The organism is Segatella copri, from assembly GCF_019249765.2.
Lineage (GTDB): Bacteria > Bacteroidota > Bacteroidia > Bacteroidales > Bacteroidaceae > Prevotella > Prevotella copri_K.
Window position 1 is genome coordinate 2,099,641 of sequence record NZ_CP152484.1, and the last position, 18,708, is coordinate 2,118,348.

The following is an 18,708-nucleotide window of genomic DNA, read 5'->3' on the forward strand; positions in this document are numbered from 1 at the left end:
AAAACTTAGTTTTGAGGGGATAAAGATAGAATTCATTTAGTGTTTAACAATTTAATATTAAAGAAAGGAACAAGATTATGGGAAAAATTAAACAAGGTATCCTTGGTGGATTCAATGGAACCGTAGGAACAGTAGTTGGTGGTAGTTGGAAGGGCATGGCTTACATGCGTGGCAAGGCCCAGAGTATCAAGAACCCTCGTACCGAGAAACAGATGTCACAGCGCATCAAGTTTGGTATGGCACAGAAGTTTGTCAAGGTGATGACAGCCTATTTGAAAGTGGGTTTCCGCAACTACACCCAGCACCAGACAGCCACCAATGCGGCCATGAGCCACACCGTGCGCAACTGCATGGCAGGCAAGTATCCCGCCTTTGGTATCGACCCTAGCAAGGTATTGGTGAGTAGCGGCTCCTTGATGCCGGGCCGTTTCTGCACGGTGAAAGTGGCAAGCAACGTGGCGACCTTTTCCTGGGAGGACAACTCTGACGAGAGCCACGCCAGCATCGACGATTTCGCCATGCCTCTCGTCTACAATTTCACAAAGGGCGAGGCAGTATTCACCACCGAAGATGCGAGTCGTATAGATTGCAAAACTGTGTTGAAACTCCCTGTCGATTGGTCTGACGACCTTCTCTCCTGCTACATCGCCTTTGCCTCTGTGCAAAACTCAAGCGTGAGCAACTCTGTGTATGTAGGTGACGTGAAGAGCGATGGCAGTGTGGAGCAAGGTGCCAACGGCATCCTCTACAACGACGGTGTCATCGACAAGAACAAACCAAACGAGGGTTCTAACAAGGGTGACAATGGCGACAGCAGCACTACCACCCCAACAAATCCTAGCGAAGGAAGCGGTGACGATGGTCTAGAGTAACCTCATTTCTAAACAAAGAGGGTGTGTCACAGACTTATGACACACCCTCTTTTTGTTATCTTCATCCTTCTATCTGCGTATTTGGCCAATTCACCAGATATAGCATTTCGGTGGCACGGGTGAAAGCAGTATAGAGCCAGTGGATATAATCGGGAGTAAGCATATCATCCGTCATATAGCCCTGGTCTACATAAACATGCGACCACTGTCCGCCCTGCGCTTTATGACAGGTAACGGCATAGGCAAACTTCACTTGCAAAGCATTGAAATACGGATCTTGCCGGATTGCCTTCATACGGTCTGCCTTCAGTGGTATGTCCTGATAATCCTCCTCTATCTGACGGAAAAGCTGCTCTTGCTGATCATGGGTCAAAGCAGGAGCCTCACTCGTCAAAGTGTCCAGTAATACCGTAGCCTCCAGTTCATAATTGTCATAATCGGGGAATTTCAACAGAAGGGTAGCAAAATGGAAACCATAGAGGTCGATGCGACGGCTCACCTTCATCACCTTCGCTCTATCTCCATTCGCAAGAAAAGCAGGAAGTTCGTTACTTTGAACTTCTTTACTTTGAACTTTGAACTTGGAACTCGAAACTTTATGATTAGCTAAACTATTGAATTGGCTTTCCCTTCGGCCGCCGAACGCAGTTTCTTCACTCTTCACTCTTCTTTCTTCACTTTCCTTTATCTTCTTTCTTTCTTCCTCCATCCAATAATAATTGTTCTTCACAATCATCAGCATGTCGCCACTCTCGAGTTCCTCTTCCCTATCAAGCACCATGTTGCGGATGCCCTGGTTGAAGATGTTGGCGCGCTTGTTGCTACGAGTCACCACAATGGTATCGTCAAGTCCTACCTGATGATAGCTGTCACCAAGTGCCTCGATGAGTTCTGCACCCGGCATCTCCCTGATATCCGAGAAACCGGAGAAACGGATTTTAGGCAGTTGGGTAATGTCATCGTGGGTAATCATCTGGCGGATACGGGTAGCATTAAAGAGAATACCCGACTGCTGACTCTGACGGACTACTTCGTTCAAATCGCACTCATAAACCGACAGTCCATATCCCTGGAGCATCGCAGCAGAAAGAGCTGGTGATTCTTCCTCACCAACAGGAGGCAACTGTGCCTTATCGCCAATCAGCAAAAGTCGGTCGTTACGTCCCTGATACACAAAATGAATCAGATCATCTAACAGACAACCACTGCCAAAGGTGGTTCCGCCCAATCCCAGATTGGCAATCATTGAAGCCTCATCCACCATAAAAAGCGTATCAGTATAGAGATTATCATTGAGATTGAACTGTCCATCCACTCCGGCAAACGCCTTTTCGCGATAGATGCGGCGATGAATGGTATAGGCAGGCATCCCGCTGTTCAGAGAGAAGACCTTAGCCGCCCTACCCGTAGGAGCAAGGAGCATCACCTTTTGGCGAACGGCACGGAGCGTACGGACGATAGCACCCGAGAGCGATGTCTTACCGGTACCCGCACTACCCCGGAGAATCATCACAGCATGAGGATTACTATCCGTCATAAACTGCACGAAAACATCGAGCGCTTGAGCCTGTTCTGGGGTTGGCGGAAAGCCAAATTGCTGTAATATCTGATATTTTAACTCTTCAATGTTCATATTTCGAAAACTTTTAGTATCTTTGCAGAAAATTTACTGCACCTATTTGCTGTGCAAAAGTAATAATACTTTTTGAAATGAGAAAAAGAATAAAGAATAATTATATTTTGGGAGCATGCGTCATCATCATGATGCTACTCTGTATTCTGAGTGTGAGCCAGCCCATCCGCTTCCAGAAAGCCATGGCTAGCAGAGAAACAGAGGTGAAGGAGAAACTGATGCAGATACGTCAGGCTGAAGAGAAATACAAGGCGAAACACGGCGTATATACAGGCGATTTTCCGACACTGGTAAAAGGCAAGTTCTTACAGGAAGATGCCCAATACATTCCCTATTCCGATGGTAAGAAGTTTACACTTGCTGCCACGGTTATCGTAGGAAAAAGCGGTAAGCAGATTCCGGTGATGGAATGTGGGGCCGGTTATGAAACCTTCCTCGAAGGACTCGACGAAGGTTCCATCCAGCAGAAGATAGAGGAGGCCAACTATGCCGGCAGCTATCCCGGACTCAAGATAGGCGATTTAACGACAGATAATAACAACGCAGGTAATTGGTAACAGATATGCAAATAAAAGGTAACAACATTCAGCAAGCACGCCTCACCATCCGCGTGAGCAGAAACACCCTCAGTTTTTCGGTAGTTGACCGTGAAGCTGAGCATCAGCTCATCTATGAACCTTATACGGTAAAGAGTGGTGTTTCGATGGCAGCCAACTTGCGTCAGGCTTTCAAGGAGAGTACTCTCCTGCAGCGGGGATACCAGAAGGTACGCGTATATCTCGATTCGCCTATCCTGCTGGTTCCTATCGAAGAATTTCATGAAGAGGATATCGATGTGCTCTATCAGCATGCCTTCAACAGTCATAACAGCGATGCCATTCTCTACAGAGTGCAGCCGGAACTGAATGCGGTAGCGGTATTCCCTATCAACAAGGATTTGAAGATGGTGGTAGAAGACAACTTCAAGGATGTCCGCTTCACACCTATCATGCAACCGATGTGGCACTATCTGCACCATCGCAGTTTCACCGGCATTCACCGCAAGCTCTATGTTTATTTTCACGACAAGAAGCTGGACGTTTTCGGTTTCGAGAAGAACCGTTTCAAATTTTTCAACTCGTTCAATGCCGAGCATGCCAAGGATGCCCTCTATTTCATTCTCTATGTATGGAAGCAATTAGGATTCAACCAGATGCAGGATGAGTTGCATGTATCAGGCAATGTTCCTGATAAGGATTGGTTCCTCTACAACACGAAACTCTATATCAAGAAGACCTTCATTCTGAATCCTGCCGCCGAATTCAACCGTGCGCCCATCACAGAGATTAAAGGTCTGCCATTCGATTTGATGGCACTGTACCTAAGTAAGTAAGACAAGAGTTGATAGTTAAGAATTCAACAGAATAGCTTATCATAAAGTTCAATGTTCAACATTCAAAGTTCAAAGTAAATATGAGAATCATAACAGGACAATATAAGGGACGCCATTTCGACATTCCACGTTCGTTTAAGGCGCGTCCGACAACAGATTTTGCAAAGGAGAACATCTTTAATGTGCTGCAGGGATATATTGATTTCGAAGATACCTCTGCCCTCGACCTCTTTGCCGGTACGGGTAGCATTTCGCTCGAACTGGTATCACGAGGCTGCAGCCGGGTAATCAGCGTAGAGGCAGACCGCGACCATGCCAACTTCATACGCCAATGTTTTCAGAAGTTGGGCGAAGACAAGGATATTCTGATTCGTGGTGATGTATTCCGTTTTCTGAAGACCTGCAAGCAGAAGTTTGACTTTATCTTTGCTGATCCTCCATACGCTCTGAAGGAGTTGCCGCAGATTCCAGACCTCGTTCTGAATGGCGACTATCTCAACGAAGGAGGCATCTTCGTCTTTGAGCATGGCAAAGACTATGATTTCTCCGAGCATCCACGATTTCTGGAGCACAGAAGTTACGGAAGCGTAAACTTCTCAATATTCAGATAAAAAAAAATCCCCGTTTGCACCAGACAAGATGCAAACGGGGATTTATTCGTTACAACAGCGGCGAGAGCAATCTTACCGTACTCTCGAAAAGACGCTGCAGGAACGGACGTTTTACGAAATAAGATACATCATCTACCAGGATGCTCTTCGCCTCATCCCGCAGATAGACAGCCTTCACGCGCTGCGCCATCCCCTCATCAAAGAAGAACGCATTCGCTTCGAAATTATTCTCAAAACTTCGGAAGTCAATATTCGTACTGCCTATCGTACAGAGATTATCATCACTCACCAGCAATTTACTATGATTAAAGCCTGCCGTATAGAGATAAACCTTTACGCCAGCCTCTATCGCCTCCATCACATACGAACGTGATGCCCACTCAACCAGTTTGGCATCAGCATGACGGGGCAACATCAGACGGATATCCACACCAGCCAGAGCTGCTGTTCGCATGGCAAACAATACTGGTTCTGTTGGCAGGAAATAAGGCGTTTCCATATACACATACTTCCGGGCCTGAAGCAGGATGCGGACATAGCCCTGCATGATATCAGGCCAAGGACTGATAGGACTGCCCGTAACGATCTGTACGAGACAATTGTTGCGGATATGCGCACTGACCGGCGGATAATACTGGCGATTGGTAACCAATGTACGATCTACGAAATACCAGTCTACCAGAAAGGCTCTCTGAATGGCGTAAACGCCACCGCCCTCTATACGGAGATGCGTATCGCGCCAAGCCTGTTTCTTATCACCCTTCACATAGCGCAGAGCTATATTCATGCCGCCGATAAAGCCCACCTTACCATCTATGACACAGAGTTTGCGGTGGTTACGATAGTTTACCTTACTCGTAAAAGCCGGAAAGCGGACTGGCATGAACGAATGTATATCAATGCCTGCATCACGCATACGTTCAAAGAATTCATCCTTCACCTTCCAGCAGCCTACATCATCATAAATCAGTCGCACCTCCACTCCCTGCTCTGCCTTATCAATCAAGGCATCAGCTATCAGATATCCCAAGGCATCGGCTTCGAAGATATAGGTATCGAGATGAATATGATGCTTTGCCTGTCCTATATTATATAATAAGGTAAGGAAGAAATCGTAGCCATCGGTATAAATATCCACCTGATTATCTTTAAAAGGCAGCGCCCAACTCTGGTTGGCAAAGAGATTCATCAGCGGTTTATTGCTGTCTGGCAGGTGAAGATTCTCCTGCTCTACGAACTCGAGCATGGAGCGCTTGGTGAGCTGGTCCATGCTGCGGTCGCTGATAAGCCGTTCCTTGCGGGTATTCTGTCCGAAGAAGAAATAGAAGATGATACCCACAAAGGGGATGAAGAAGAAGACCAATATCCATGCCATCGTCTTGGCGGGCTGACGATTGTCCATCAAGACGGTAATGATAGCCGGAACGGTTATCACGACATAAAGCAACAGATATATCCAGTGAAAATAAATCATATAGCGTTTCTCCTTTTTTATCTCTAATACTTCTTTACAGAGTTTCTCCCCCACAAGACAGGGGCTCCGGTTAATTGAAGATATTGTTTGCCTGGCTCGCCAGAAGCGTGTTCATCTGCTTGAGTTTCATAAACTCCTGCAGCAGTTCACGATTGGTCGGATTCTTGGCAAACTCCTGCTGAACCTCTATAATACGCTGAGCAATATAATGAGTGCGGAAACTCAAGATGTCTTTAAAGACAAACTGACGGAGTTTGTCGGCACTCATCTTCATCTGCAGACTAGCCGTAGATACCTCCTGGGCACCTGTAGGCAAACCAGCCAACCTGCTGATATCCGGATTCGGATGATTGGCAAAATAAGTTTCGGCGACAAAATCATCTTCTTTTTCGAGATGCTCCACAGCCTCCTGCATAATCTGATTATATAAATCATTATGAAACTTAAAGCCATCTCCACCCAAATCAAGACTGATATACTGGGCCACAGCTACCTCCACATCATTTCCGTCTACATCCTGAACCGTGATGAGCTGGTCGCCATGATGAATAATCAACTGTACCAGAAGGCCTTCTACTTCCAGAAGTTTATCCAGTGGGGTAACCGCTCTCATCACTGATTGCGTCTGCTGCGCTGCCGCTACAGGCGAATCTTTCAATCCCGCTGCACGTCGCTCTGCCTTTACCTGCTCACTCATACCGTTGCGCACAAAATTGTTCAAGGCATTCACGATAATTGCCTCGTTCACGCCCAAACGGTGAGAACAGTCGGTGATATAAGAAGCGCGCGTTATCTGATTCTTGATTTTAGAGATGCTCTCTACAATCGAATTGATAGCCTGGCTTCGCTTTACAGGGTCAGTCACGCCGCGTAGCAGAATATCGGTCTTAAACTGTATGAAGTCGGTCTGATTCTCCTGAATATATCTTCTGAATTCCTCTGCCGAATGACTGCGGGCGAAACTGTCAGGGTCATTACCATCAGGGAGAAAGAGCACCTTTACGTTCATCTCTTCTTCGAGCAACATATCGGTACCTCGCAGCGCAGCATGAATACCCGCATTATCGCCGTCATAGAGAAGAACGATGTTACTGGTAAAGCGGTGCAGCAATCTAATCTGATGCACGCTCAGCGCCGTACCCGAGTTGGCCACTACATTTTCGATGCCACACTGATGCATCGAGATAACATCGGTGTATCCTTCCACCATAAAGACACAATCCTCCTTGGCTATCGCCTTCTTGGCCTGATAGAGTCCATAGAGTTCGCGCTCCTTATGATAGATAACGCTATCAGGCGAGTTGACATATTTCTGGCTGATGCCCTTGGTTCTGCTGTCGAGTACTCGTCCGCCAAAAGCCACCACCTTGCCGCTCACGCTGAACCAGGGGAAGATGGCTCTGCCCGAGAAACGGTCAAGAATTTTATCCTCACCCGACTTATTGCCGGCTTCGTCCTTATCCACCTTGAAGCAGAGTCCCGTATCAACCAGATATTTCGGATTATAGCCAGCCGCCTTAGCCGCCTCAGCAAGAGCAGTACGCTTAGGGAGCGCAAAACCCAACTGGAATTTTCTGATGATATCATCTCTGAAACCTCTTCCTCGGAAATAGGCCATACCGATAGCGATACCATCCACATCATGCAGGAGAATATCCTGAAAATATTTCGCCGCCCAATCGTTGACGATAAACATGGATTCTCTTTCGCTCTCGCGCTGTTTTTCTTCATTGGTCAGTTCCCGCTCCTGAATTTCTATTTTATATTTCTTGGCGAGCCAGCGAAGAGCATCGGGATAGGTCATCTGTTCCAGTTCCATCAGAAAGTTGATTGCATTGCCTCCCTTTCCGCAGGTAAAGCAATGACAGATACCTCTTGTTGGAGATACGGAGAAAGATGGATTGGAATCGTTATGAAAAGGACACAAGCCGACATAATTGATGCCACGCTTCTTGAGCGTAACAAATTCGGATACCACCTCTTCTATCTTGGTGGCATCCATAATTTTTGCTATCGTCGGTCTGTCTATCATTATATATATTCTTTTTTCTGTTTTTACTATGCAAAATTACTATTTTTCTTTGAAAACACAAAGAGAAACGGACAGAAAAGTAAAAATGAAACATATTAAAAACTAAAGTTTACATAAAACAAGGTACATTCGGATAGTTTTGGCTATCTTTGCAACCGGCAAAAACACATTGCTGACAATCGGAAAATAACAACAAAATAAATAAATATGAAACTAAACAACATCAAGCGAACATTCCTGACAAGCGCTGCCCTGCTCTCAACTATCAGCATGAGCGCAGCCGACAGATTTGTGAATTTCAAGCAAGGAGACTTGCTGCTGAATGCCAATAACCGAGTAGAAATCTACATGGATACCAACGACTGCAAGGGAGTGAGCTATGCTGCTCATGCCCTGCTGAAAGATATCAAAAGTGTGAGTGGAGCCACAGCCACCCTCACCTCTGATGCCGGTTTTCTGAAAAAAGCCGACACAGCCCGACCAGCTATCCTCGTAGGCACCATCGGCCATTCTGCAGCCATCGACCAACTGGTGAAACAGAAGCGCATCAACGGAAATCTACTGAAGGACAAACGTGAAAAGTTTATCATCACGCTCATAGATGGTCAGCTCGTCATCGCAGGCAGCGACCGACGAGGCACCATCTACGGCATCTACGAACTCTCGCAGCAGATGGGCGTATCGCCTTGGTATGACTGGGCAGACGTACCTGTAGAGCACCACGATTCCATTTTCGTAAACAAAGGAATCTACACAGATGGCGAACCAGCCGTACGTTATCGCGGTATCTTCCTCAACGACGAGGCACCTTGCCTAACGTCATGGGTAAAGAACACCTACGGCACCGGATATGGCGACCACCGTTTCTATCAGCGCGTCTTCGAACTGGTATTGCGACTGAGAGGTAACATGATGTGGCCTGCCATGTGGGGCTGGGCTTTCTACGCAGATGACCCGGAGAACGAGAAGACGGCAGATGAGATGGGCGTAGTGATGAGTACCTCCCATCATGAGCCGATGGCCCGCAACCACCAGGAATACGCCCGCAACCGAAAGGGATGGGGACCATGGAACTATCAGAAGAACAAGACAAACCTGCAGAAGTTCTTCCGTGAAGGCATTGAGCGAATGAAGGGAACTGAACAGATTGTAACCATCGGAATGCGCGGCGACGGCGATGAAGCGATGAGCGAAGAGGCAGATACGAAACTGATGACCAACATCATCAACGACCAGCGTAAGATTATCGCTGACGTAACCGGCAGAAAGGCTAGCGAAACCCCACAGGTTTGGGCACTATATAAAGAGGTATTGGATTACTACGACAAGGGCATGAAGGTGCCTGATGACGTAACCCTCCTACTCTGCGATGACAACTGGGGTAACGTGCGCCGTGTGCCGAATGCCAAGGAACGCAAGCACAAAGGCGGTTGGGGCTTATACTATCACGTAGATTACGTAGGTGCTCCAAGAAACTCAAAGATGCTCAACGTTACTCCTGTACAGAATCCTTGGGAGCAGTTGACACTTGCTTACGAGAATGGCATCGACCGTCTCTGGATTCTCAATGTGGGCGACCTCAAGCCGATGGAATATCCTATCAGCCAGTTTATGGACATGGCTTGGAATCCACATAAATACGATGTAAACAACATCACCCGTCATACCCGCGACTGGTGCGCACAGCAGTTTGGTGAATCACAAGCCGATGAAGCAGCCCGCATTCTGAACCTCATCTGCAAGTACAACGGCCGCTGCACCCCAGAGATGCTCAACAAGAACACCTACAGTCTGGAAAACGGAGAATGGCAGGAGGTGGTAAATCAGTATCTCCAGCTCGAAGCCGATGCGCTGCGCCAGTACAACAGTCTGCCGGCATCCTATCACGACGCCTATCGTCAGATTATCCTCTTCCCTATCGAGCTGATGAGCAATCTGCACCAGATGTACTTTGCCCAGGCACAGAACCATGTCCTCTACAAGCAGGGCAATCCGAAGGCGAATGTATGGGCTGATGAATGCGAGCGCCTCTTCAAGCGCGATTCACTCATCTGCGACTATTACAATCATAAGATGGCTGGCGGCAAGTGGAACGGCATGATGACCCAGAAGCATATCGGCTATAAGAGTTGGAATGATGATTTCGAGAAGGATACCTGTCCGGAACTCTTCCGGGTAACCTCCAAGGATGGAGTGATTATCAGCGAAAACAACGGCGTGGTAGAAATCGAAGCACCTTATTATAGCAGCAAGACGGATGCTGCCGAGGCAAAATGGACAGAGATTCCATTCATGGGCAAAAGCGTATCGGCAATGACTCTGATGCCGTATACCAAGAGCGTGAAGGGAGCCAGCATCTCTTACAAGTTTAAGATGCAAGTTAGCAAAACTTCGGATGGCAAGGCATTTAATGGCAAGCAGAAGGTTCGCATTCATGTGATTACCAAATCAACCTTGGATTATCTCAACAAGGGCGGCTTAACCTATGGTGTAAGTTTAGATGGTGCTTCTCCTGTAGAGGTTAACTTCAACAAAGATTTGAACGAGAAGCCGGAGAACATCTACAATATCTATTATCCAACGATAGCCACTCGCATCGTGGACAAGGTGATAGAGCTAGAGCTGCCTGTCTCATCCGATGGCATCCACACCCTCACCCTCACTCCTAACGACCCAGCCATCGTCTTCGAGAAAATCGTGATTGATGGAAGAGGAGGAAAAAAGAGAGTCAAGGTGATTTAAAGGTAGCATATAATAAAAGGTATAGGCACGCACCCACGAAAGGATGCGTGCCTATTTTTATAAAAAATGGTTAATTCATTTGGTAATCAGAAAGTTTTCTCGTATTTTTGCATGGATTATCAAGAGAAATCGCTTATGTGTAAATTTGAAGAAATAGAAGGTTGGCGTCTTTCCAATGGCAAGACCATCCGAGAGATCAAAAATGCCGTGCATGAGGAGGTAAATTTGGGGCGAATATATCTCATCATTAGCATTTTGCTTGCTTATATGGGAACTATTAGCATGCAAGCTCAATCATGCGAGGGTCGAGTGTACCTAAAGAATGGTATCCAGCAACTCTATGAAAGTAATGACCGAATAGACTTGCCACGCAAGAAAAAGGATGTTCAAGTTTATAGAAACTTCTTTTCTCGCCAATGCACTAGCGACGTGATACCTTTCGCCAACATTGATTCTGTAGTGGTGTGGAATGCCACCTCCAAGCAAAACGTACGCACACTTGTTCCTTTGGAAAATGTGGGATGGAGCTGGCTATATATCAACCACCCACGATTGCAAGTCTATATTTATGCCTCCCAAGGTTATTCCGTGACGGACATGGGAGGAATGAAAGCTAGGCAATGTAACACAGCAGCAGCAATGTTTTTCATCCCAAGCAAGACGGCTTGCGACTTCTATGTCAGACAGACTGATGGCAAGCTTATATGTCTGGGAGATACCTATAAGAAATGCGACAAACCCTTTATCCGAGAACTTTGCCACTGTGTAGGACTTTCGCAGGAATGGGAAAAGAAACTCATTGGACTAGGTGAACACAACCGAAGTTCTATGATACAACGAGTGATAGAAGTATTAGATGGCAAACAATAAATAACAACTAAAAGGAATCATTATGAAAGCAATGAAGTTTTGGCTGCTCATAGCAGTAATGGTGGTAGCGATAGCTGCACACGCTCGCAAGAATGACGACCCAGAAATGCGTCATGTTCGCCTCACTATGATGGATGGCAAACAGATAGAGGGCTACATTCCTAAGAAGTACATGGGGTGGGCGTTAGAATATCAAGTAAGACTTGCCGAGAATCCAGATGGCAAAAAAGCCAAGAAGTACGATGCTGAGAAAGTAACCAAGATGGAATGGCTTGCACTCACAGAGGAACACCCTGAAGGCGAAGTGTGGGAACATTGCCAAACGATAGCACGTAATTCGATTAGGGCTGTAAAAGAGGATCGCCTTATGGAACTCCTTTACCGCGGCAAGAATGCATCTGTCTACCAAGTTCACGTATTTCTGCCTGGCAATGGCATAAACACAGGAAACTCTTGGGCTACTTGGTATGCACTGAAGCCTAATGGACAGGAAAGGGCATTTATTCTTTACAATGCAACGCTTGGCAAAATGGGAAGCCTGGATAGACAATTCAAGGATCAAAAGGAATATGAGGGACTGAAGAATTACATTCTTGAATGGTGGAACAAAGATAAGTCTTTAGCTAGGAAGCAACTGAATGATGGCGTAGCTATCTTTAGCCATATCTATGATGAATGGAAAGCAGCTTCCAGTAAACAATAATAGTTCCTGCGGAGGGCACTTTCGTGCCCTCCGCAGGAACTATTATAATGATCCGGATTAAGATTCTCCGACCAGCCAACACTACACACAACTTAACTACCTATATAAATGACTGATTATAAGCATACTCTGGTGATTGCGAAAGGAGAATGAAATTTTAATTACTGTTTTTGAGAAGCTATTCCCGAAGGTGACTTTATGTCGAATCGGCTCAAAATACCATACCAGTTCCCTTTCGGGGTATGATGATCACTTTTTTTATAATATTTCACTTCTCTCTCAACATCCATTCCCACGTAGGAAGAACATGAACCTGCTTGCCATCTATCTCAAGTTCTTCCTTCTCCTCCATCGTAAGAATATATCCCTCAGCCAAGCCATAAGCATTCATGGCTTCCATCAGCCCCTCGATTTCTCGCTTGCGAGTTTTCTCGTCATTCATCACTATCGTTACTTGATAAGCCTTCATGATTCTCATGCCCTCTCTAACAACAAAGTCGCACTCCTTCTTATCTGCATGATAAAAAACATCATATCCGCGGCGTTTCAACTCGATGAATACATTTTTTTAAGTAAACAACCAAATAAATCTTCATTTTTGTTCATTCAGAATGAGTAATTCTGAGCAAAAACACTCATTCTGAATGAGCGTTTCTTGAAAAGCGCCTTTTATTCACCTTCTACCTTGCATCCACTGAACCCCATTTCCTGCGCCTTCTCAGGTACGAAGGTGTAATAGATAGTCTCAGCCTCATCACATACCTCCCCTGCGAATTGCCAAGGGTGAGATGGATGGCAACAATGTTGTGACTTATATGATGCAAGGAAGCAATTATAACGATGCAAGAAAACAATTATAACGATGCAAGAAAGCAATTATAACAATTGCGTGACATTTGTCATGCGATTATACGACACTTATCATACGACCGGATGACAAATGCCGTATAATCACATGACATATACCAATGTTTAAATAAACCTAATAGTTTCAGGGCGGACGCATCAAAATGCGTTCGCCTCCAAAAGTTTTGACAGGTAATTTTCGTCCCAGCCAGCTTTCATTCTTTTTAAGTTGAGACTTCCCTTGATCGTTTTATCCTTTTTAAGGATGGACAAAGCAATCTTAGTAATAGTAGAGAAGTTCCTTGCTGCATTTTTCACCTTTCTACTTTCGTCTTCTCTAAAGGTAAAGTCTAATTGCCAGTGCAAATTATTCTCTATTCCCCAGTGCTTTCTTATTGCATTGGCGATTCCCTCAGGCCTTTCATTTCCTAGGGAAGTTACGTAGTACCTGTTTTCCTCGGAAGTTTCACCTGTTGAAACGATAGTTCTTCGTGACAGAATGCCAACAATAGATTTTAGCCCTTCAAATTTGTTCTTGAACATTTTTTGAGTAGTGCTGCCATAACTCACCACTATACATTTCCTTTCTTCTAATCTGCCATGCCCTCTGTCAAAGGAAGTATGCTTTGAAACTATACCCTGATAGTCACGATCAGTGTATTCGGCTATGATATCCTTTGCAAAATCATAGCTTGTCTTTTGATTTTTCTTCAATGCAATAATATAATCTCCGTTTCCCTCTCTTATTTTCTTGGTTATAGAGGTTTGGCATCCCATGGCATCAATCGTTACAATGGTGTCTTTTAAGTCTATTGCGCTAAGCAACTTTGGTACAACGGTGATTTCGTTAGTCTTGTCGCCCACCTTCTCTTGAGCCAGAGAGATATTGTTATCAGAAGACCATGCCGACACAATCCACATGCGAAAATCATCTTTGCCCAATGTGTGCTCTGAATCGCATTTGCTGGAGCCACGCATTAACTTGCCGTCAATGGCTACTATGCCTTTGACCTCACCAACAATTTCCTTGACCCAATCGCGAAAAATTTGTTCAAAGCCCTTTGGGTCAAATATAGAGAAGAAACGATTGAAGGTGTCATGGCTTGGAATGTGCTCCAAACCTACCAAACGAGATTTGAAGAACTCCTTCTTAGTTCTTCCAAACTCAGCAATATCATCCCATGTTTGACATCCAGCCAGTACTGCTGCTATGGTAATATAGATAATATGTTCCATTTTATGAACAGTTCGTCCTGTGACTCTTGGGTCTGGAATTTGTTTAGATAACTTAATTATGCTCATTTTGTAACTTTTAAGTGTTTAATTATTCTTTACAAAGATACAAAATATTTTTGGTACAAGCAAATATAAATAGTTAATATTCAATAAGATACAACATTAATATCTATATGTTAAAAGGTAAAAAGTTTGATGCGTTTACCCTGCTAATAGTTTACACCAAAAGATACAAGTTATCACATTATTATATATATTTGCATCATCTTTCATAGAAGACAAAGAATATAGAAAACAACGAACCATCAAACAACAAGAAATATGGAACTGAAATACGACATTTACATGCTCAACAATGCCCAGGGCACAGGAGAAAAGCGCCAATACATTCGTATCGTGCAGCATGAACCTATGACCGAGAAGCAACTGCAAGAGAAAATCCAGAGCCGCTGCTCACTCACCAAGGGAGATGTGGCTGCGGTGTTGGCAGAGCTTCACGACCTTATGGTGGAAGAATTCTCCATGGGACGCCGCTTTTCCTGACTTTGACTATGCGTCACCCATCTTGGATTTTTCTATTTTTCGGGGGCAGAATCGTCACTTTTGCCCCCGTCTAGTATCTTTTGAACATCAAACAAGGGCTTGATAGAGTGTTGGGCAGGAGTCAGCAGCAATGTTTCTTGCCTGACCTTCCCATTATTCGGCATGTTGATTCTGATAGTAGCTATGGTCTTAGCAATTTTCAAAACTGAATCTACACTTTTGTTTATCTTGGCAATTTTTAAGATACGCTCCAGTTCTTTATACACCTTGTATGCAATGAAGCATATGCAGATATGTGCCTCTATTCTTTTCTCTGTGAAATGAAAGATGGGGCGTGCCTCCAAGTTCCCTTTGGTTACACGAAAGGCTCGTTCCACGACCCATAGACCGTGGTATTGTTCGACAACTTCCTTTGGTGTGATGGAAGTATTGGTTATATAACCTTTCAAGCCATCCCACTGTGAATCTTCCTTGATTTTGTCTTCGCTGATAACTACATCTATGTCTTTGCTGATTTCCAAGAATTTATTATAGCCACGCTTATTTACGGAGGCTTTTGTGATTTTTCCATTTGCATATGCCTTCTTGAGCCTTGCCACTCCCTTATCACGATTATGTGCATCCTTCTTTGCTCGTTCTTCGGAATAGCCGAGGATCAATCTTGCATTGTCACCATATCTGTATTCGTGAAATTTTCCAGGCATCTTGTCTTGCTGCAAGATCCATTCTTTTATCTGCTCAGACTCTGTATGAATACGAGCACCTATTATATATTTGTATCCTGCATCCTCCAGTAACTTTACATTGCGCTTACTCATGAGCCCTGCATCAGCCACCACTACAAAATCGTCCAGAAAGAAGCGTTGTATGAAATCATCTATGATAGGTAGCATGGTGTATCCCTCGTATTGGCTTCCATTGAAAATACAATACGACAGAGGATAGCCATCACGGCTGACCAAGAGGCCTAGCACTATCTGCGACTCTGATGTCTTGCCATCCTTTGAAAAACCAGACTCTCGCAGCACATCTGTTCTACTGGTCTCAAAATACAGTGTGGTCACATCATAGAACATCAGACCTACATGTCCACCGAGTATGCGCTTGGTGTGCTCTACACTGATGCGTTGTACCTCTTCTTTTTGGGTATAGTACAACTTGTCCATGTAGCGATAAAGCTTATACAACTCGACATCTTCATCAAAGTATGACTTCAGGTAATCTACTGTTGCGTGTTTGCTCATGGGTTGAGAGATGCGAGCGATAACCAAATGGCGAAGTATGGAATCTTGAATTTGGTTGAAACCTATGCTGTCATATACTTGGTTTAGGATAATTTGGTGTCCATTTAGAAGCAGGGAGTCTATGTTAGACAGTACTCGTTCTGTCTCTTCCTCTTCGTTTTGCTTGATGTCTGGTTCTGTGAAGTTAATCTCTTGCTGTCCACCATAAGTTCTTATCCATTTGTTCGCTTCTAGGCACAGAGCATCCGCTTCGGCATCTGTCTTCGCAACACCGAAACTCTTGATTTCACGGAACTTGCCATTGCTCTTGTCCACCACAAGCACTCCGATATGCCCACTGCGGTGCTTCTTCTTACGTACAAACATGGTGCAAAGATACAAAAAATAGTCGTTGCGTCACCCATTTACAGAGATTATTTTTGCTAAATGCCTGAAAATTAGGATATGTTATTTTATAGGTACACATTTTGTCAAAGTCAGGAGAGCCGCTGCTCACTCACCAAGGGAGATGTGGCTGCGGTGTTGGCAGAGCTTCACGACCTTATGGTGGAAGAATTCTCCATGGGACGCCGCTTTTATATCCCAGAGATAGGCTACTTCTCCATGTCGGCTAGCCTAGAGATGCCAGAGGAGAATCCAGACAAGAAGATTACGGGCAAGGAAGTACGCATCACCGGCATCAACTTCCGACCAGAAGGTAAGCTAATGGAGGAAGTACAGCGCAACGTCCATTTCGTCCGCTCCCGCTATTCCAACCAATCTACAAAATACTCCGAGGAAAAGATATTGGAGGAAATCAAGGAGTATCTTCAAAAGAATCGTTACATCACCACTCGCATCATGCGCATCCACTTCGGCTTGACTCCATACATGGCTCAGAAGTGGCTCAACCATTTCTGCGAAAAGGGTATCATGGTGAAGGAAGGCACCCAGCATGCTCCTATCTATTTCTTGAAGTGAAGGGAGGAAGAAATTCTATATTTCAATTTAATCATCATTATTATGACAAAGGAAGAGCTGATAGACAGAATCAACGACATCGAATGGGAGGACTTCGAGGCTAAGGAGGCCAAGAGCGAACTCCCTAAGAATATATGGGAAACCGTAAGTGCATTCGCCAACACTTCCGGCGGATGGATAGTGCTTGGAGTGAAGCAGAATGGCAAGAAGTTTGAAATCTCTGGAGTTGCCAATGCAGAGAAGTTGGAACAAGACTTCTTGGGCACCTTGCGTTCCCAAAAGTTCAATGAGCCAGTCGATGCCAAGAGCATGCTCTATCATATAGATGGACATAAGGTTTTGGCATTTCATATCGCCTCATCACCCCACAAGCCTATCTACTATAACAATCCACAGAATACATTCATCCGATTTGGCAGTGGAGACCAGCGAGCAACCAATGGTGAGATAACCGCCATGTTTCATAACCAATCATTCGGCATCAAGTCTGAGCAGATACTCTTAGACTCCAATCTCTCCATGCTCAACGAGGATACCATTCGCGACTATCGCAATTACTTCAAGCTATACAGTCCTCGACCTAATCTGATAGGCAATGACATCGCCGACTTCTGCAAGCGCATCGGCATCGCCGATAATGAGGGACATCTGAATTATGGCGGCTTGATGTGCTTTGGCAAAGAAGAATGGGTTCGCCGCTATGTCCCTACGTTTTGGATGGACTTGGTGGAGATTCCTGGCAGAAGCGTGAGAGAAGCACGAACTCGCTATACCTATCGCATCCCAGAGCAAGAGAACCTTTGGGAGTATTTTCAGATTATGATCAGGAGACTGCGCCTCATCGTGGATACGCCTTTCATGATGAACGATGAGGGTTTCAATGTGGAAGACCGCTCGCAGTTTAAGATTTTGCGAGAAGCATTGGTCAACATGCTCTCCCACTTCGATCCATTCAGCACCATCCACTCGTGCATTCATATCTATACCGACAGAGTCGAGTTCTTCAATGCCGGTGGCTATCCTGTGCCAATATCTCAACTGGGCAACCATCTCTACTCCAATCCTCGCAACCCAATTATTGCCAAGATATTCAGACTGGTAAACCTATCTGAAACCATCGGTTATGGTTTCGACATGATGAATGAGTGGAAGGAAATCACAGGAAATGACGTGACTTTTGAGAGTGATATCTGCACCAGCACTGTCACTTTTTGGCTGGATAGTGACAGAGTTAGTGACAGAGCTACTAACAGAGCTACTAACAGAGCTACTAACAGAGCTACTAACAGAGCTGAAGGTGATAATACATATACAGATGCAACAGACAAAGTTGTATCCATTCTTAAGTTCTGCAAAGAACCAAAATACAGAAAGGAAATATACGATTTAATTGGTGTTACGTATCAACAATGGAACTTCAAGGCTTTCATCGAACCTTTGCTACTTCATGATTATCTGGAACTTACGGTACCAGATAAGCCGACAAGTCCTAAGCAACAATACAGAACGACCAAAAAGGGTTTGTTGTTCTTGGAGACAATATAAACAATCCGACTCTGTCGTTTTGTTT

General features: G+C 44.9%; 16 protein-coding genes. 10 read left to right on the plus strand and 6 right to left on the minus strand.

Annotation, left to right across the window (positions count from 1 at the left end; translation table 11 throughout):
- Positions 1–77: 77 nt before the first annotated feature.
- Positions 78–872 (plus strand): DUF6266 family protein, encoded by a 795-nt coding sequence (locus KUA46_RS09165; RefSeq protein ID WP_153083755.1) that lies wholly within the window; start codon positions 78–80, stop codon positions 870–872.
- A 61-nt stretch (positions 873–933) separates the two neighbouring features.
- On the opposite strand, the gene KUA46_RS09170 is transcribed toward KUA46_RS09165, so the two are convergent.
- Positions 934–2,505 carry an ATP-dependent DNA helicase gene (locus KUA46_RS09170; protein ID WP_218486882.1) on the minus strand — a complete coding sequence of 524 codons (1,572 nt, stop codon included), beginning with the start codon at positions 2,503–2,505 and terminating at the stop codon, positions 934–936.
- Between the two features lie 77 nt (positions 2,506–2,582).
- Here KUA46_RS09170 and KUA46_RS09175 point away from each other — a divergent pair, with 77 nt between their 5' ends.
- The 3 genes from KUA46_RS09175 to rsmD are packed head-to-tail and all read left to right on the plus strand — an operon-like array spanning position 2,583 to position 4,488.
- On the plus strand, positions 2,583–3,062 hold the full coding sequence (locus KUA46_RS09175) for a hypothetical protein (RefSeq protein WP_218486881.1): 480 nt from the start codon (positions 2,583–2,585) through the stop codon (positions 3,060–3,062).
- A gap of 5 nt (positions 3,063–3,067) precedes the next feature.
- Positions 3,068–3,877 (plus strand): DUF3822 family protein, encoded by an 810-nt coding sequence (locus KUA46_RS09180; RefSeq protein WP_006847081.1) that lies wholly within the window; start codon positions 3,068–3,070, stop codon positions 3,875–3,877.
- Between the two features lie 41 nt (positions 3,878–3,918).
- On the plus strand, positions 3,919–4,488 hold the full coding sequence (rsmD, locus tag KUA46_RS09185; RefSeq protein WP_254949396.1) for a 16S rRNA (guanine(966)-N(2))-methyltransferase RsmD: 570 nt from the start codon (positions 3,919–3,921) through the stop codon (positions 4,486–4,488).
- A 49-nt stretch (positions 4,489–4,537) separates the two neighbouring features.
- Here the strand turns inward: rsmD and cls are convergent, their stop codons facing one another.
- Positions 4,538–5,962, minus strand: coding sequence for a cardiolipin synthase (cls, locus tag KUA46_RS09190; protein WP_218486880.1), 1,425 nt, complete (start codon positions 5,960–5,962; stop codon positions 4,538–4,540).
- 70 nt (positions 5,963–6,032) lie between these two features.
- The gene (gene dnaG / locus KUA46_RS09195) at positions 6,033–7,994 is read right to left on the minus strand and encodes a DNA primase (protein WP_218486879.1); all 1,962 of its coding nucleotides are present in this window, start codon (positions 7,992–7,994) and stop codon (positions 6,033–6,035) included.
- A gap of 207 nt (positions 7,995–8,201) precedes the next feature.
- Between dnaG and KUA46_RS09200 the strand changes: the two genes are divergently transcribed.
- From KUA46_RS09200 to KUA46_RS09210, 3 genes are all read left to right on the plus strand, one after another.
- The gene (locus KUA46_RS09200) at positions 8,202–10,736 is read left to right on the plus strand and encodes a glycosyl hydrolase 115 family protein (protein WP_218486878.1); all 2,535 of its coding nucleotides are present in this window, start codon (positions 8,202–8,204) and stop codon (positions 10,734–10,736) included.
- 135 nt (positions 10,737–10,871) lie between these two features.
- Entirely contained in the window at positions 10,872–11,606 is a 735-nt protein-coding gene (locus tag KUA46_RS09205) for a hypothetical protein (protein WP_194252961.1), read from the plus strand.
- 22 nt (positions 11,607–11,628) lie between these two features.
- Positions 11,629–12,309 carry a hypothetical protein gene (locus tag KUA46_RS09210; RefSeq protein WP_022120747.1) on the plus strand — a complete coding sequence of 227 codons (681 nt, stop codon included), beginning with the start codon at positions 11,629–11,631 and terminating at the stop codon, positions 12,307–12,309.
- A gap of 268 nt (positions 12,310–12,577) precedes the next feature.
- On the opposite strand, the gene KUA46_RS09215 is transcribed toward KUA46_RS09210, so the two are convergent.
- Positions 12,578–12,787 (minus strand): hypothetical protein, encoded by a 210-nt coding sequence (locus KUA46_RS09215; RefSeq protein ID WP_228115258.1) that lies wholly within the window; start codon positions 12,785–12,787, stop codon positions 12,578–12,580.
- A 527-nt stretch (positions 12,788–13,314) separates the two neighbouring features.
- A complete protein-coding gene (locus KUA46_RS09220) occupies positions 13,315–14,457 on the minus strand; it encodes an ISAs1 family transposase (protein ID WP_211421283.1) in 1,143 nt (380 codons plus the stop codon).
- Positions 14,458–14,712: 255 nt separating this feature from the next.
- On the opposite strand from KUA46_RS09220, the gene KUA46_RS09225 reads away from it, so the two are divergent.
- Entirely contained in the window at positions 14,713–14,934 is a 222-nt protein-coding gene (locus tag KUA46_RS09225; RefSeq protein WP_256625119.1) for a hypothetical protein, read from the plus strand.
- A gap of 32 nt (positions 14,935–14,966) precedes the next feature.
- Here KUA46_RS09225 and KUA46_RS09230 read toward each other — a convergent pair whose 3' ends face one another.
- The gene (locus KUA46_RS09230; protein ID WP_218487981.1) at positions 14,967–16,544 is read right to left on the minus strand and encodes an IS1634 family transposase; all 1,578 of its coding nucleotides are present in this window, start codon (positions 16,542–16,544) and stop codon (positions 14,967–14,969) included.
- A 78-nt stretch (positions 16,545–16,622) separates the two neighbouring features.
- Here KUA46_RS09230 and KUA46_RS09235 point away from each other — a divergent pair, with 78 nt between their 5' ends.
- Both KUA46_RS09235 and KUA46_RS09240 read left to right on the plus strand, forming a co-directional pair.
- Entirely contained in the window at positions 16,623–17,138 is a 516-nt protein-coding gene (locus KUA46_RS09235) for a hypothetical protein (RefSeq protein ID WP_218487917.1), read from the plus strand.
- Positions 17,139–17,180: 42 nt separating this feature from the next.
- Positions 17,181–18,683 carry an RNA-binding domain-containing protein gene (locus KUA46_RS09240; RefSeq protein WP_218487916.1) on the plus strand — a complete coding sequence of 501 codons (1,503 nt, stop codon included), beginning with the start codon at positions 17,181–17,183 and terminating at the stop codon, positions 18,681–18,683.
- The last annotated feature ends 25 nt before the right edge of the window (positions 18,684–18,708 follow it).

Bases quoted from the DNA above. Each gene is read 5' to 3' on its own strand.
- KUA46_RS09165 (WP_153083755.1), top strand. From the start codon at position 78: ATGGGAAAAATTAAACAAGGTATCCTTGGTGGATTCAATGGAACCGTA.
- KUA46_RS09170 (WP_218486882.1), bottom strand. From the start codon at position 2,505: ATGAACATTGAAGAGTTAAAATATCAGATATTACAGCAATTTGGCTTT.
- KUA46_RS09175 (WP_218486881.1), top strand. From the start codon at position 2,583: ATGAGAAAAAGAATAAAGAATAATTATATTTTGGGAGCATGCGTCATC.
- KUA46_RS09180 (WP_006847081.1), top strand. From the start codon at position 3,068: ATGCAAATAAAAGGTAACAACATTCAGCAAGCACGCCTCACCATCCGC.
- cls (WP_218486880.1), bottom strand. From the start codon at position 5,962: ATGATTTATTTTCACTGGATATATCTGTTGCTTTATGTCGTGATAACC.
- dnaG (WP_218486879.1), bottom strand. From the start codon at position 7,994: ATGATAGACAGACCGACGATAGCAAAAATTATGGATGCCACCAAGATA.
- KUA46_RS09200 (WP_218486878.1), top strand. From the start codon at position 8,202: ATGAAACTAAACAACATCAAGCGAACATTCCTGACAAGCGCTGCCCTG.
- KUA46_RS09205 (WP_194252961.1), top strand. From the start codon at position 10,872: ATGTGTAAATTTGAAGAAATAGAAGGTTGGCGTCTTTCCAATGGCAAG.
- KUA46_RS09210 (WP_022120747.1), top strand. From the start codon at position 11,629: ATGAAAGCAATGAAGTTTTGGCTGCTCATAGCAGTAATGGTGGTAGCG.
- KUA46_RS09215 (WP_228115258.1), bottom strand. From the start codon at position 12,787: ATGAGAATCATGAAGGCTTATCAAGTAACGATAGTGATGAATGACGAG.
- KUA46_RS09220 (WP_211421283.1), bottom strand. From the start codon at position 14,457: ATGAGCATAATTAAGTTATCTAAACAAATTCCAGACCCAAGAGTCACA.
- KUA46_RS09225 (WP_256625119.1), top strand. From the start codon at position 14,713: ATGGAACTGAAATACGACATTTACATGCTCAACAATGCCCAGGGCACA.
- KUA46_RS09230 (WP_218487981.1), bottom strand. From the start codon at position 16,544: ATGTTTGTACGTAAGAAGAAGCACCGCAGTGGGCATATCGGAGTGCTT.
- KUA46_RS09235 (WP_218487917.1), top strand. From the start codon at position 16,623: ATGTTATTTTATAGGTACACATTTTGTCAAAGTCAGGAGAGCCGCTGC.
- KUA46_RS09240 (WP_218487916.1), top strand. From the start codon at position 17,181: ATGACAAAGGAAGAGCTGATAGACAGAATCAACGACATCGAATGGGAG.